This window comes from Ruegeria sp. YTSC192 (assembly GCF_059609705.1).
The window spans coordinates 101,359-115,484 of the sequence record NZ_JBXWMG010000003.1 but is presented as its reverse complement, the minus strand read 5'-3'; the positions used below and the strand labels follow the sequence as shown (position 1 = coordinate 115,484).

At 59.1% G+C, this 14,126-nt stretch carries 12 protein-coding genes and 1 tRNA gene; 7 read left to right on the top strand and 6 right to left on the bottom strand.

What is annotated here, in order from left to right; translation table 11 throughout:
• The first annotated feature begins 35 nt into the window (after positions 1-35).
• The 7 genes from dtd (at position 36) to AC2FD8_RS05995 (ending at position 7,797) form a co-directional block, all read left to right on the top strand.
• Complete coding sequence (dtd, locus tag AC2FD8_RS06025; protein ID WP_496854520.1) at positions 36-473, top strand: D-aminoacyl-tRNA deacylase; 438 nt, start codon at positions 36-38, stop codon at positions 471-473.
• Positions 473-1,576 carry a glycerate kinase type-2 family protein gene (locus AC2FD8_RS06020; protein ID WP_496854519.1) on the top strand — a complete coding sequence of 368 codons (1,104 nt, stop codon included), beginning with the start codon at positions 473-475 and terminating at the stop codon, positions 1,574-1,576. The genes dtd and AC2FD8_RS06020 overlap by 1 nt, the downstream gene beginning before the upstream one ends.
• A gap of 231 nt (positions 1,577-1,807) precedes the next feature.
• Positions 1,808-3,394, top strand: coding sequence for an ABC transporter substrate-binding protein (locus tag AC2FD8_RS06015; protein WP_496854518.1), 1,587 nt, complete (start codon positions 1,808-1,810; stop codon positions 3,392-3,394).
• Positions 3,395-3,409: 15 nt separating this feature from the next.
• Positions 3,410-4,366 (top strand): ABC transporter permease, encoded by a 957-nt coding sequence (locus AC2FD8_RS06010; RefSeq protein ID WP_496854517.1) that lies wholly within the window; start codon positions 3,410-3,412, stop codon positions 4,364-4,366.
• A complete protein-coding gene (locus AC2FD8_RS06005) occupies positions 4,366-5,181 on the top strand; it encodes an ABC transporter permease (RefSeq protein ID WP_496854876.1) in 816 nt (271 codons plus the stop codon). The genes AC2FD8_RS06010 and AC2FD8_RS06005 overlap by 1 nt, the downstream gene beginning before the upstream one ends.
• Positions 5,178-6,818, top strand: a complete 1,641-nt coding sequence (locus tag AC2FD8_RS06000) for an ABC transporter ATP-binding protein (protein ID WP_496854516.1) — start codon at positions 5,178-5,180, stop codon at positions 6,816-6,818. Before AC2FD8_RS06005 ends, AC2FD8_RS06000 begins: the two co-directional genes overlap by 4 nt.
• Before the next feature lie 142 nt (positions 6,819-6,960).
• On the top strand, positions 6,961-7,797 hold the full coding sequence (locus AC2FD8_RS05995) for an alkaline phosphatase family protein (RefSeq protein ID WP_496854515.1): 837 nt from the start codon (positions 6,961-6,963) through the stop codon (positions 7,795-7,797).
• 85 nt (positions 7,798-7,882) lie between these two features.
• Here AC2FD8_RS05995 and AC2FD8_RS05990 read toward each other — a convergent pair whose 3' ends face one another.
• The 6 genes from AC2FD8_RS05990 to AC2FD8_RS05965 form a co-directional block, all read right to left on the bottom strand.
• On the bottom strand, positions 7,883-8,806 hold the full coding sequence (locus AC2FD8_RS05990) for an alpha/beta hydrolase (protein WP_496854514.1): 924 nt from the start codon (positions 8,804-8,806) through the stop codon (positions 7,883-7,885).
• A 12-nt stretch (positions 8,807-8,818) separates the two neighbouring features.
• Positions 8,819-10,708, bottom strand: coding sequence for an acyl-CoA synthetase (locus AC2FD8_RS05985; protein WP_496854513.1), 1,890 nt, complete (start codon positions 10,706-10,708; stop codon positions 8,819-8,821).
• A gap of 160 nt (positions 10,709-10,868) precedes the next feature.
• Positions 10,869-12,686 (bottom strand): ABC transporter transmembrane domain-containing protein, encoded by a 1,818-nt coding sequence (locus tag AC2FD8_RS05980; protein ID WP_496854512.1) that lies wholly within the window; start codon positions 12,684-12,686, stop codon positions 10,869-10,871.
• 136 nt (positions 12,687-12,822) lie between these two features.
• Positions 12,823-12,896 (bottom strand) — tRNA-Gly (locus tag AC2FD8_RS05975).
• A gap of 86 nt (positions 12,897-12,982) precedes the next feature.
• Positions 12,983-13,549, bottom strand: a complete 567-nt coding sequence (locus AC2FD8_RS05970; protein WP_496854511.1) for a tetratricopeptide repeat protein — start codon at positions 13,547-13,549, stop codon at positions 12,983-12,985.
• A gap of 30 nt (positions 13,550-13,579) precedes the next feature.
• Complete coding sequence (locus tag AC2FD8_RS05965) at positions 13,580-14,068, bottom strand: Lrp/AsnC family transcriptional regulator (RefSeq protein WP_496854874.1); 489 nt, start codon at positions 14,066-14,068, stop codon at positions 13,580-13,582.
• Positions 14,069-14,126: the final 58 nt, after the last annotated feature.

Genomic DNA, 14,126 nt, shown 5'->3' with positions numbered 1-14,126 from the left:
CCAACCGCTGAACGCATGCGACATGAGGGGGAGCGATGCGCGCGGTCTTGCAACGGGTCTCAAGGGCGTCGGTCTCGGTGGATGGCGCCGTTGTCGGTCAATCAGGGCCGGGCCTGATGATTCTCGTATGCGCGATGCAAGGTGACAGCGAAGAGATCGCCTCTAAACTGGCGGCGAAAATTTCCAAGCTAAGAATCTTCAAGGATGAGGCCGGTAAAATGAACCGGTCTGTTGTGGACATTGGCGGCTCGGCCCTGGTTGTCAGCCAGTTCACCCTTGCTGCGGATACGACCAGCGGCAACCGCCCCGGCTTCTCGCAAGCCGCTGCGCCCGAAGTCGGGAAACACCTTTATGAAGCCTTTGCCAAGAACCTCGCCGCGTGTGGAATTGCGGTTGAGACAGGGCAATTCGGGGCCGACATGGCCGTTGAGCTGGTCAATGATGGGCCAGTGACAATCTGGATGGAGACTTGATGGCCCGCGCTGAACAGGCCATCGCACTCTGGCAAGCCGGAGTCGCGGCAGTGGACGGATACGCGGCGACCCGAAAAGCTCTGTCCGGCGTTGCAAAACCGGATCGCATTCTGGCCGTTGGCAAGCCTGCCGCGGCAATGACCCGAGCGGCATTGGATCATTTCGGAGACATCCCTGCGCTAGTGGTCACCAAGGACGATCACGGGCGCGACCTGCCCAAAGGTGTAGATTTGATCGAGGCTTCTCATCCCGTCCCGGACAGCCGCAGCCTGGCAGGCGGCAAGGCACTGCGCCTTGCGGTTGAGTCTATGCCGTCCGAGGCGCATCTGCTGCTGTTGGTGTCGGGTGGCGCGTCCTCACTGGCCGAAGATCTGATCGACGGCAAATCGCTTGCGGATCTGGGGGCGTTGAACAAAAAGCTGCTGTCCGAGGGGCTTGATATCGCCGCAATGAACGCGGAACGGCGCAAGATCTCAAAGGTCAAGGGCGGAGGATTGCTGTCCCGATTCACGGGCCGACAGGTCACGGTTCTGGCGATCTCGGACGTGCCGGGGGATGACCTGAGCGTCATCGGCTCGGGCATCGGTGCCCTGCCTGAACAGATCTCTTTCAAAGCCGAAACGCAGATCATCGCCTCTAACGCTCATGCTCGTGCAGCGGCCACCGAAGCGGCTGAGAACGCGGGTCTGTCCGTGCTGGCCAATGAAGAGGCTCTGCATGACGATTATCTGGCTGTCGCCACCGCACTCGGTGAGAAGCTGCGGCAGATGGGATCAGGCGTCATGGTTTTCGGCGGCGAGCCGACTGTGGTGCTGCCCTCCAACCCCGGACAGGGTGGGCGCAATCAGGCTCTGGCCCTGGCACTGGCGCATGAGATCTCGGGCCTTGAAGATATCACGGTCGTGGTCGGAGGAACCGACGGGACGGATGGCCCAACCAACGCGGCGGGCGGGGTCGTTTCCGGTGCCACATGGAACAAAGGCGCTGATGAGGCGCTGGCTGCCGCCAATAGTGGGGCCTTTCTGGATAATGCGGATGCTTTGCTGGTGACCGGGCCAACAGGAACCAATGTAATGGACCTTATTGTCGCAATTCGGGACTAGAATGACGTATTCTCCCGATAGAAACCGAGGCAACCAATGGATCATTTTCGACTTAGCGAAGGATGCACAAACAGGACGCTATGACCTTTCCAATAAACGAGGTATCGTCAGGCAAGGCCAATTTGCGAGTTGGAATTCCACTTGCCCGACCCGCTGAAATGCGTCAACTTTGACTCACGCGTCAATAAAAAGCCCAAAAATGGGCGAACACAATCAACTGGGAGCTTCTGAATGAACGAACAACTCACTCACATGTCCAAAGAGGTGACGGCAGGAAAACTGACCCGCCGCGAATTCATGGGCAAAGCCGCCGCTCTTGGCGTATCAGCGGCCATGGCCAGCACGATGTTTGCCGACGCGGCCCGTGCAGCCGGCCCGAAAAAGGGTGGCGATCTGAAATTCGGCCTACAGGGCGGCGAATCGACCAACTCGCTGGACCCGGCAACCTATGCAAGCTCGGTCCCGTTCCAGAACGGCAAACAGTTCGGCGACCAACTGGTCGAAGTTGCTCCTGACGGCACGATCGAACCACGCCTGGCTGAAAGCGTCGAAGGCAGTGCAGACGCCAAGGTCTGGACCTTCAAGCTGCGTCAGGGGGTCGAGTTCCACAACGGCAAGACCATGACCAGCGAAGACGTGCTGAAAACCATGCAGCGCCACTCGAACGAAGACTCCAAGTCCGGTGCATTGGGCATCATGAAGGGCATCGAGTCGATGAAGGCCGATGGCGACAACTTCCAGGTCACTCTGACCGAACCGAATGCCGACCTGCCCTATCTGATGGCCGACTATCACCTGATCGTTCAGCCCGATGGCGGCATGGACAACCCGGGTGCCGGTATCGGGACCGGCCCGTATAAGCTGGAAGTGGACGAGCCTGGTGTCCGTCACCTGTTCACAAAGTACGAAAACCATTGGAACAGCGATTTCGGTAACTTCGACAGCGTCGAAGTGGTTGTCATCAACGACGCAACTGCCCGGACAGCCGCGCTGCAATCGGGTCAGGTTCACGCCGTCAACCGCGTCGAGCCCAAAGTTGCCGACCTGCTGGGCCGCGCGCCCAACCTGACTGTCCATTCGACCGCCGGTCGTGGCCACTATGTGTTCATCATGCATTGTGACACGGCTCCGTTCGACAACAACGAACTGCGCACGGCTCTGAAGTACGCCATCAACCGTGCGGATCTGGTCGACAAAGTCCTACGTGGCTATGGCTCGATCGGGAACGACATGCCGATCAACGCGGCCTACCCCCTGTTCGATGAAACCATCGAACAGCGTGAGTTCAGCGTTGAAAAAGCGGCCGAGCACTACAAGAAATCCGGTCACGATGGATCGCCGATCATTCTGCGCGTTGCAGATGGCGCCTTCCCCGGTGCTGTGGATGCGGCGGCGCTGTTTCAGCAAACCGCTGCTCAGGCAGGTATCCCGCTGGAAATCAAACGCGAACCCAATGATGGCTACTGGTCGGAAGTGTGGAACGTTCAGCCGTTCTGTGCCTCTTACTGGGGTGGTCGCCCCGTCCAGGACCAGATGTACTCGACTGCTTACCTGTCAAGCGCAGACTGGAACGACACGCGCTTCAAGGTTCAGGCATTCGACGACATGTTGTTCGCAGCGCGCGCCGAACTGGATTCCGAGAAACGCAAGGGTATCTACAGCCAGATGGGCCAGATGGTCCGCAACGAAGGCGGCCTGATTTGCCCGATGTTCAACGACTTTGTCGAAGGCATCAGCAACCAGCTGGACGGTTGGGAATCAGATCCAACGCAAGAGATGATGAATGGCAACATCTCGCGCAAGATGTGGTTCGTGTAACTCGGGCAACGGATAATGCATCCTATCATCAAACTGGTTTCCCAGCGCCTTGCGCTGGGACTCCTATTGCTGCTCGGCGCTTCGGCTCTGATTTTTGGCCTGACCGAAGCCCTTCCCGGAGACGCCGCGCAAGCCGTCCTGGGGCAGTCCGCAACCCCTGAGGCCCTCGCCAACCTACGCGAAGAGATGGGCCTTAACCGTCCCGCCCTGACCCGCTATTTCGAATGGCTGGGTGGCATCGTGCAAGGCGATCTGGGGCAATCCCTGACCAATAAACTCGATATCTCCGAGAGCATCGGAAAACGCCTCGGCAATACGCTGTTCCTTGCTTGCGTCGCTGCGATCGTCTCTGTTCCGCTTGCGATCTTCCTGGGCCTTCTGGCCGTCCGGTTCCGCAATCGCTGGCCGGATAAACTGATCTCGGCGATTACACTCACCACCGTTTCAATCCCCGAGTTTCTGATCGGTTATGTGGTGATCTACTTTATCTCGGTCCAATTGGGCTGGTTCTCATCCTTGGCGATGATCAACGATTCCATGTCTTTCGGGCAAAAGTTGAACGCAATCGCGCTGCCGGCTTTCGTTCTGACACTGGTGGTTCTGGCGCAAATGATGCGCATGACCCGCGCGGCCATTTTGAACCTCATGCAGTCAGCCTATATCGAAACAGCCGAACTTAAGGGCCTGAGCACCTTTCAGGTCATTGCGCGCCATGCTTTTCCCAACGCGATTTCCCCGATCGTGAACGTTGTGATGCTGAATCTGGCCTATCTGGTGGTCGGCGTCGTCGTTGTCGAGGTGGTGTTCGTCTATCCCGGCATGGGGCAATATCTGGTGGATGCCGTGACCAAGCGCGACGTGCCCGTCGTGTTGGCTTGTGGCGTGGTGTTCGCGGCCGTCTATATCGGCCTGAACATGGTTGCCGATATCGTGTCGATCCTTGCCAACCCAAGACTGAGGCACCCGAAATGATAAAGAACATTCCTCTTTCGGCACTGATTGGCCTCTTGTTCACCGGCGCTTATTTCTTTGTGGCCATCGCGGCCCCCCTGATTGCGCCTTATGGAATGGCAGAAGTTGTCGGTGATGTGTGGGAACCTGCCAGCGCCGAGCATCTTCTGGGTACGGACAATATCGGACGCGATCTGCTGACCCGCATGATCTATGGCGGGCGCACAACGATCTTCATCGCCGCTGCGGCCACGTTGCTTAGCTTTCTGACTGGTACGTCGCTGGGTCTGCTGGCCGCCGTTCTGGGCGGATGGGCGGATCAGGCGATCAGCCGGACCGTTGACCTGATCATGTCGATCCCGACCCTGATCCTGGCACTGGTCATTCTCGCCATCGTTCCGGTGACCGTTCCGATCCTGATTCTAGTGATGGGCCTGCTGGACGCAACCCGCCCCTATCGACTGTCGCGCTCGGTCGCGGTGGACATCAACGTGATGGACTATGTCGAGGCCGCAAAGCTGCGCGGTGAAGGCCGTGCATGGGTTATCTTCCGGGAAATCCTGCCCAACGCTCTGTCGCCGCTGGTGGCCGAGTTCGGGCTGCGGTTCATCTTCATGGTTCTGTTCATCTCGACCCTGTCCTTCCTGGGCCTGGGCGTACAGCCGCCACTGGCGGACTGGGGCGGTATCGTGAAGGAAAACAAGGACGGCATCGTCTATGGTATCGGCGCAGCGCTTTACCCCGCTGTGGCAATCGCGACGCTGGCCATCTCGGTCAACCTGGTGGCTGACTGGGTTCTGAACCGTACAACTTCGCTGAAAGGAGGCCGGGGATGAGCGACGATATCCTTCTCAAGGTCCGCGGCCTGAAAATCGGGGCAACCGTTTATCCCCCGGGTGAGAAACCCCATGACATCGAAATCGTGCACGGGGTCGATTTTGACCTTGAACGCGGCAAGGTGCTGGGGCTGATCGGTGAATCCGGCGCTGGCAAATCCACCATCGGTCTGGCCTCGATGGCCTATGGCCGGGGTGGCGTGAAGATCACCGGCGGCGAAGTCTGGGTAAACGGGCGCGATATCCTCAAGACATCTCATGGAGATATCCGCAAGCTGCGCGGAGGTGAGGTCACCTATGTGTCCCAATCCGCTGCCGCGTCGTTCAACCCTGCCAAAAGGATCATGGATCAGGTCGTCGAAGCGGCGGTCGAGCAAAAGAAATTCACCCGCAAACAGGCCGAGGCCCGCGCGCGTGAACTCTTCGCTAAGCTGGGCTTACCGGATCCGGACAATATCGGAAGTCGCTACCCGCACCAGGTTTCCGGTGGTCAGCTGCAACGCTGCATGACTGCGCTGGCCCTGTGCCCCGAGCCTGATCTGGTGGTATTCGACGAACCAACTACGGCCTTGGACGTGACCACCCAGATCGACGTTCTGATGGCGATCAAGGAGGCCATTGCAGATACCGGCGTTGCGGCTCTCTACATCACCCACGATCTGGCGGTTGTGGCGCAGGTCAGCGACGACATCATGGTGCTGCGCATGGGCAACACGGTCGAATACGGCAACACCGATCAGATCATCAACAACCCGCAGGATGACTATACCAAGGCCCTGGTCTCGGTCCGATCTATCGAGCACGAAGAGAAGAAGCCAACCGCAGAGCCGGTTCTTCAGGTCGACGGTATTACCGCACGCTACAAGGGTCTGAACTTCGATGTTCTGCACAACGTCAATGTTGAGCTCCATCCGGGGCAGACTTTGGCGGTTGTGGGCGAATCCGGCTCGGGCAAGTCCACGTTGGCGCGTGTGATTACCGGCCTGCTTCCACCGCGGGATGGTGAGATCACCTTTGCCGGGCGCAAGCTGTCCCCCGATCTGGCCGGACGCACGCGCGAAGACCTGCGTGAGCTGCAGATGATCTATCAGATGGCGGACACGGCGATGAACCCGCGTCAGACCGTCGGTACGATCATCGGCCGCCCGTTGGAGTTCTACTTTAACATGCGCGGCTCCGAGAAGCGCAAGCGGGTCATCGAACTGCTGGACGAAATAGAACTGGGCGTGAAGTTCATGGATCGTTATCCGGCGGAACTATCCGGCGGACAGAAACAGCGTGTTTGCATCGCGCGGTCATTGGCGGCCAAGCCCAAGATGATCATCTGTGACGAGGTCACCTCGGCCCTCGATCCACTTGTGGCTGACGGCATCCTGAAACTGCTGCTGGACCTGCAGAAGATCGAGGATGTGGCCTACCTGTTCATCACCCACGATCTGGCGACGGTCCGAGCGATCAGCGACAGCATCGCGGTGATGTATCAGGGCCGTGTGGCGCGCTACGGCTCGAAGTCTCAGGTGCTTAGCCCACCATTCGATGACTACACAGACCTGCTGCTCAGTTCGGTCCCCGAGATGGAGCTTGGCTGGCTGGAAAAAGTCGTTGCCCACCGCAAGATGGAGGCGGCGGGGAACTGATCCCTGCCCCAACCAAAGCTATGAAATCCCGGCACTTGTCACAAACAGGTGTCGGGATTTTGCTATTCGGGGCCGGAATAGGCAGCCCAAGCGCAAAAAATCTTCTAGGGTCGCCTGAAACACTCTCGAAAAGGGTCAGATCATGGACCGCAAACTCCTCCTTATCATTCTGGACGGCGTCCCTTGGCGCAACTTCCGCCGGTTGTTTGGCAACCTCGAAGGCTGGGTCGACAGCGGAGAGGCCCGCGTGTGGAAACTCCGCTCGGTCCTGCCGTCGACTTCGGCCAGTTGCTATGCTTCGATCCACACCGGCGTGACCCCGCAGGAACATGGCTGCACCGGCAACGGCAATGTCTTCCGCCTAAGCCACAAGGACGTGTTCAGCCAGGTCCGCGAGGCCGAGGGCGTGACCGGAGCCGTCACACACAGCTATTGGTCGCAGTTCTTCAACCGGCATCCATTCGACTATGTGCGCGATGTGGAATATGACGAGCCGGACAGCAAGACCATCAACCATGGCCGGTTCCACAGCATGACCGGCTATGGCAAAGCCAACCAAATGACGCCCTGCGACGTCGATCTGTTTGCCACACTGACGAACCTGTGCCTGCGCCATGGGCTGGACTATGGCATCCTGCACACTTGCACATTGGACAGCATGGGTCATCGTTTCTTCCACGATTGCGAGGAAATGGACCACGCCTGTTTCGTAGTGGACGAGATGCTGGCCCCCTTCATCTCGAACTGGCGCAAACTAGGCTATGAGGTCATCGTCACTGCCGATCACGGGCAGGACGAGCGCGGCCACCACGGCGGGCGCAGTCCGCTACAGCAGGAAACGGCCCTGTATTACTTCGGCGACGCCCAAGGCCCCGAGGCCGATACGGTGATCGACCAGCTACAGCTGGCACCTACCATCCTGACCCGTATGGGCGCGCCGCTTGCGGACACGATGAAGGCCAAGCCCTTCCTGAGCTGATAAGAGTATTTAGCAATCTCATTCGGCGACAGGAATGTCCTGAACAGGACAGGGCATTCCTTTTCTATACTGGACCCGAGATGGGTTAGTCGTAGGACCATATCCCCTGCCCCAGCGCCTCAATTGCGATGGAAATCCGTTCAAAACTATCAGCAGCGCGCTTGACCGAGTTTCGGGCGCGCAGATAGCCGTGGACAAGGCCCGGTTCGTTGATCCACTCGGCCCGTCCTCCTGCAGATTGGATCGCGGCACAATAGTCTGATCCATCATCCCTGAGAGGGTCGCAATCGGCGGTGATGACAACGGTTGGTGGCAAGCTCGAGAAGTCGGTGTCCTGAAGCGGGGCAAAGGTTGGATCACCGCTCGGGGCTGGCCCCCCGCATCTGACCGTTTCGTAGAACTTAATTTCCTGAAGTGTCAGCAAGGGGGCATGCGCGTGTTCGATATACGAGCCTTTGGACGTATCACCGCCCAGCCCGGGGTAAATCAAGACCTGCCCCAAGATGTTCTCTAGCCGTCCCCGCGCGTGGTGAGAGACAGATGCGGCCAAGTTGCCCCCTGCACTATCCCCGGCCAGGATCAGCGGGTCGCCAAACTCGGTCGCCGCCCAGTTAACAGCGGTCCAACAATCCTGAAACTGGGCCGGATGCACGTGTTCGGGACACAGGCGGTAATCGACGGCGATGACCCTGTATCCGGTCTGGGCGCAAATCTCGGCGCAGACATCATCATGGCTGTCCACCCCCCCAACGACGAAACCGCCGCCATGGAAATAGACGACGGTTCGTGTCGGCTGCCCTGCAGTGTAAAGGCGGATCGGTACACCATCGGCAGACAGATCCTGCACCTCTACCCCTGCGGGTCGCGGCTGGCGAAAGTCCTGACACATCGCGTCATAGACCTTGCGTTGGTCTTCAATCGACAGATCCACCGCATCGTCCGGATAGCTTTCGGCCGTGCGTCTTATGAACGCCCAAGTTTCCTCATCAATCAGACGTTCATAATCCATGTTCCCTCCCGGTTAGGCTGCCCACTCCCACGGCCGGGTGTACGCGCCCAGCACTTTGCTGACATCGTCCTCGGATGTGCCGTTCGCGTCAAGCTGTGCGACAAGGCCGCGCTTTTTGTCGTCAATGACCGAAACAACACGCGCGTCAACGCCAGCTTGCTCAAGCGCGCCATTGTAGATCCGGGTGATCGCGTGCTTGCGCAGATCAGGCTTGAACACTTTGCCAACCGCGGTCTTGGGCAATTCGGTCAGGATCGTCATGTGCTTGGGCTGAGCCGCGCGCTCATGAACATGGACCTTGCAGAACTCCAGCAACGCCTCTTCGGTGACCGAGGCCCCATCGACCAGTTCCACAAAGGCGCAAGGCACCTCACCGGAATGGGCGTCGGGCTGACCAATGGCACCTGCAAAGGCCACGGCCTCATGCCCCAGCAAGGCCTCTTCGATCTCGGCGGGATCGATATTGTGCCCGCCGCGAATGATCAGGTCTTTGGCACGGCCCGTGATCCACAGATAGCCGTCCTCATCAAAGCGGCCCAGATCGCCTGTGCGCAGATACTTGTCGTAGTGGTACAGGTTCTCGTTCTTGTCGGTCTCGGTATAGGTGTTACCCGCAAATACACCGGGGTTTGAAACGCAGATCTCGCCAATCTCATCCACTGCGCATTCCTTGGGGCCGTCCGGGCTGTCCATCAGGATTTTGACATCCGTATAGGGGAAGGGAATCCCGATCGAGCCAATCTTTTTCTCGCCATCCACCGGATTGCACGAAACCAGACAGGTGGCCTCGGTCAGGCCGTAGCCTTCGACGATGGTCACGCCTGTTGCCTCTTCAAAGCGTCGGAACAGTTCCACCGGCAACGGGGCCGAGCCCGAGAACGCCGTTTTCACCGAGGAAATATCGGCATCCACCGGGCGCTGCATCTTGGCCGAGATCGCCGTGGGCACTGTGATGATGAAACTAACCTTCCACCGTTCGATCAGCTTCCAGAAATTGTCGAATACGCCGTCGCCGCGATAGCCCTGAGGCGTCGGGAAGATCACATGCGCCCCCGAGGACACAGCCGCCATCATGATCACATGCACGGCAAAGACGTGGAACATCGGCAACGGGCACATGATGACGTCGTTTTCATCAAACAGCAACGTATTGCCCAGCCAGCCATTGTAGATCAGGCCCGAATACTTGTGCTGCGCCACCTTCGGCATACCAGTCGTACCGCCTGTGTGGAAATAACAGGCCACCCGATCCTCGGTGCTGTCTGCGAAGCTCAGTGTTGTGGGCTGCTTGGCCAGTTCCTGATTGAAGTTTTTATAATCCGCATGCGCCAGCTTTTCCTTGTCGCCCATTTTGGGACGCAGGAAGGGGACAATCCACGATTTCGGCGGCGTCAGATAGCGGTTCAGGTCGATCTCGAGGATGGTGTTGACCTTGGGTGCATGGCGCACGGCCTCTTCCACCTTCTGCGCCACATCCGTTTTCGGGAAGGACTTGAGCGTGACGACAACCTTGGCTCCCGTCTCGCGCAGGATGGCGGCGATCTGTTCCGGTTCTAGCAGCGGGTTGATCGGGTTCACGATGCCAGCAACGGCGCCGCCCATCAGGGTCACCAGCGTCTCGTTGCAATTTGGCAGGACATAAGCCACCACATCGTTTTCACCGATCCCGAGCGAGCGAAACAGGTTCGCTGCCTGATTTACCTGCCCCAGAAGGTTGGACCATGTCAGCGTTTCAGCCTTGTCATTCGGACCTGAAAACAGCTGAAAGCTGACGGCGCTATGGTTTGGAAACTTCTCTGCTGTGCGCGATAGCAGCTGGTGGAACGTCACCGGCAGGTCGCGGTCCTCCCACGTCATTTCCTGTTCAATACGCGCTTTGTCTTCCTTGCCAACAAAGGCCATGTGGCTCCTCCCCGTGATTTATTCTCCCGCGCGCCACACGCGGAGTGATCTTACCTCAGATGGGATCACAACCTTGGCGGCGCAAGCAAGGGCTTAGCGAGGGAAAAGTTGAAAATGTAGAATGACGCTGCGGCGAAACAGCGATTGCCGGAGCGTCACTTTATTCCGCAGCGACGCCGTCAGTGAACTGAAGACGGGCCAAACGGGCGTAAAGACCCCCTTGCGCCACCAGATCGTCATGCGTGCCTTGGGCGACAATGCGACCGGCCTCCAGCACCACAATGCGGTCCGCCTTTTTCACGGTTGCTAGCCGGTGCGCCACGATCAGGGTCGTGCGTCCGGCGCGCATCTGATCCACCGCGCCCTGCACAGCCCGTTCGCTTTCCGCATCCAGCGCCGAGGTCGCCTCGTCGAGCAACAGAACAGGCGCATCCCGCAAAATGGCGCGGGCAATGGCTATCCGTTGTTTCTGCCCGCCGGACAACATCACACCCCGCTCGCCAACGAAACTGTCATAGCCTTCGGGCAGGGCCGCGATGAAATCATGCGCGGCAGCGGCGCGCGCGGCGGCCTCGACCTCGGCGTCAGAGGCATCCAAACGGCCAAAGCGGATATTGTCACGAGCCGAGGCGGCAAAAATAACCGGATCCTGCGGCACCAACGCCATATGCTGGCGGAAGTCTGCCCGGTTCAGGTTTTGCAGGTCCATCCCATCCAGCATCACGCGCCCCGAATTCGGGTCGTAGAAGCGCTGGAGCAACTGAACCACAGTTGTTTTACCCGCGCCCGAGGGGCCAACGAAGGCAACCGTCTCGCCTGGATTGACCTGCAGGCTGAGCTTGTCCAGCGCCACCACATCGGGCCGCGCAGGATAGCGGAATGTGACCTCTTCAAACCTGATCTCTCCGCGCACCGGTTGCGGTAGCGAATTTGCCTGAGACGGGTCGATCACCGTGTCTTCGGCATTTAACAGCTCAACCAACCGTTCAGTGGCGCCGGCGGCGCGCTGAAGTTCGCTCCAGATCTCGGACAGGGCGGCGACGGACCCGGCCATGATGACCGAGTAGATGACGAACTGGATCAGAACCCCTTCGGTCATGACCCCGTTGCGCACGTCATTGGCCCCCATCCAAAGCACCCCAACGATGCCCGAGAAGACCAGAAAGATAACGATGACCGTCAGAATGGCCCGCGTCTGGATACGCCGCAGCGAGACGACATACGAGGTCTCGGTCATGTCGCCGAACTGCTGGCGGCTTGCGTGTTCGTGGGTGAAGGCCTGCACGGTCTGCACCGCCCCCAGCGCTTCGCCCGCGTTGCCCGAAGAGGCTGCGATCCAGTCCTGATTCTCGCGGCTAATGGCGCGCAGCCTGCGCCCCAGCACCAGAATTGGTACCACGACAGCCGGGATCAGCAGCAAAACCAGCGCCGTCAGCTTGGCCGAGGTCAGCAGCATCAGCACCAATCCCCCGACAAACATCAGAAGGTTGCGCAGGGCAATCGACACGGATGATCCGATCACCGATTGTATCAGCGTCGTGTCGGTGGTGATCCGGCTGAGAACCTCTCCGGTCATGATGCGTTCATAAAATTCGGGGCTCATGCCGATGACGCGATCAAAGACGGCCTTGCGGATATCGGCGACGACGCGTTCCCCCAGACGGGTGACAAGCGCGTAGCGGATGCCTGTGCCCACGGCCAGTATACCGGCGATGCCCAGCGCGGCCATGAAGTACCAATCCAGCAGTTCCCCGTCCTGAATGCGGAAATTATCCACCACACGGCGTACGGCCAAAGGCAAGGTCAGCGTCATGCTGGCGGTCAGGACCAGCGCCAGCGTTGCCCCAAGCATCAACAGCCGATAGGGCTTCATGAACGGCCAAAGCGACGCCAGAACGCCCAGCTTTTTCGAGCCCGCCCTATCTTCGCTGGCGCCCGGCGCGGATGCGGTGGTCGTGCTGGCTGTCTGTCTCGCCATGTGCGGCCCTTGTGTCTTCAATGTGTCTTCAATGCTGAGTTGCTGTTTCTTGGCGATACTGGCCCGCAGGGTCAAGAAGCCGCGCGCAAAATGCCTAAAGGACCGGGCCATTTGACGCAGAGATGTAAGGCTGAGTTGGAGCGGGTAGACGGAATCGAACCGACATAGCCTGCTTGGAAGGCAGGGGCTTTACCATTAAGCTATACCCGCTCAGCGTTTGGGTTGAGTAATCCAAGCATCTGGGGGCGTCAAGAACCGAAATCGCGCCGGGCATGCATTTCCTTGGGGCGTGTCGGTCAGATATCCTCGCCCGGCGGCTCTAGCGCGCCGCCCGGTTCCAGCAAGGCCCGCTCGGACAGCCATGGGTTCAGCTCAAGGGCCGCGGTCAGAGCAGATCGGGCCTCATCCAACCGCCGCAGACCCAGCAATGTCAGGGCACGGCCGCTCATGGCTGCAATGTGATTTGGGGAAAGCTCCAGCGCCCGATCCAGATCAACCAAAGCCGAAAGGAAGTCTTGCCGCAGGAAATTGACGAAGGCACGTTGGTTGTACCCTTCGGCATAGTCAGGGCAGTAGATCACCAGTTCATCGAGCTCCTGCAAGGCCCCAAGCAGATCCGATGCTTCTCGCCGCGCCATGCCACGATCCAACAGCGTCTGAGCGCGCAAATCGGGCGCGTCGGTCCAAAGCTCCCACATCTGGCTGGAGATCCCACGCGCCTCGGTTTGTGACTCGGCCTGCTGAATTTGCGCAATCAGCGCGCCCATCCCTGCCGAATGATCCGGTGCAGACGGGCAAGATTGCGCCAAAGCGGGCGCTGCAAGTAAAAGGGCAATGACAGGAGCTATGAACATGCGGGTCATAGACCAAGTGTGGCGCGCAATCCGCTTTGGTCAAGTTTCGTGGTCGATGCCGCCCAGCAAACCGGTTTCCTTCACTGCCTCCATCGCAACAAAGGTCGAGGTATTGGCCACATGCGGCAGGGATGAGATCTTCTCGGCCAGCACCGCGCGGTATTCCGACATGGACCCGGTGCGCACCTTCAGCAGATAGTCGAAATTCGACGCGATCATATGGGCTTGCTCGATCTCGGCGATCTTGCGGACGGCGGCATTGAACTCGGCCAGTGCTTTTTCCCGCGTGTCGGTCATCCGCACCTCGACAAAAGCCACGTGATCCAGCCCCAACCGGATCGGATCCAGCATTGCCCGGTATCCTGTAATAACACCATCTGCCTCAAGCCGCTTCAACCGCGCTTGAGTCGGAGATTTCGACAACCCGATCCGCCGCGCCAGATCCGCGACCGAGATGCGCCCATCTTCGGCCAGAGCCTGCAGAATCGCGCGATCAAAGCGGTCGAGGTTCGGAAAGTCCATTTGCATCGCCATACCGTCTAAAATCAGTTCATTTGACCTTTGTATGTCAGAACTCGGTCCGTTG

Bases quoted from the DNA above. Each gene is read 5' to 3' on its own strand.
- dtd (WP_496854520.1), top strand. From the start codon at position 36: ATGCGCGCGGTCTTGCAACGGGTCTCAAGGGCGTCGGTCTCGGTGGAT.
- AC2FD8_RS05990 (WP_496854514.1), bottom strand. From the start codon at position 8,806: ATGGATTATGAACGTCTGATTGATGAGGAAACTTGGGCGTTCATAAGA.
- AC2FD8_RS06020 (WP_496854519.1), top strand. From the start codon at position 473: ATGGCCCGCGCTGAACAGGCCATCGCACTCTGGCAAGCCGGAGTCGCG.
- AC2FD8_RS05980 (WP_496854512.1), bottom strand. From the start codon at position 12,686: ATGGCGAGACAGACAGCCAGCACGACCACCGCATCCGCGCCGGGCGCC.
- AC2FD8_RS05970 (WP_496854511.1), bottom strand. From the start codon at position 13,549: ATGACCCGCATGTTCATAGCTCCTGTCATTGCCCTTTTACTTGCAGCG.
- AC2FD8_RS05965 (WP_496854874.1), bottom strand. From the start codon at position 14,068: ATGCAAATGGACTTTCCGAACCTCGACCGCTTTGATCGCGCGATTCTG.
- AC2FD8_RS06010 (WP_496854517.1), top strand. From the start codon at position 3,410: ATGCATCCTATCATCAAACTGGTTTCCCAGCGCCTTGCGCTGGGACTC.
- AC2FD8_RS06015 (WP_496854518.1), top strand. From the start codon at position 1,808: ATGAACGAACAACTCACTCACATGTCCAAAGAGGTGACGGCAGGAAAA.
- AC2FD8_RS06000 (WP_496854516.1), top strand. From the start codon at position 5,178: ATGAGCGACGATATCCTTCTCAAGGTCCGCGGCCTGAAAATCGGGGCA.
- AC2FD8_RS05985 (WP_496854513.1), bottom strand. From the start codon at position 10,708: ATGGCCTTTGTTGGCAAGGAAGACAAAGCGCGTATTGAACAGGAAATG.
- AC2FD8_RS05995 (WP_496854515.1), top strand. From the start codon at position 6,961: ATGGACCGCAAACTCCTCCTTATCATTCTGGACGGCGTCCCTTGGCGC.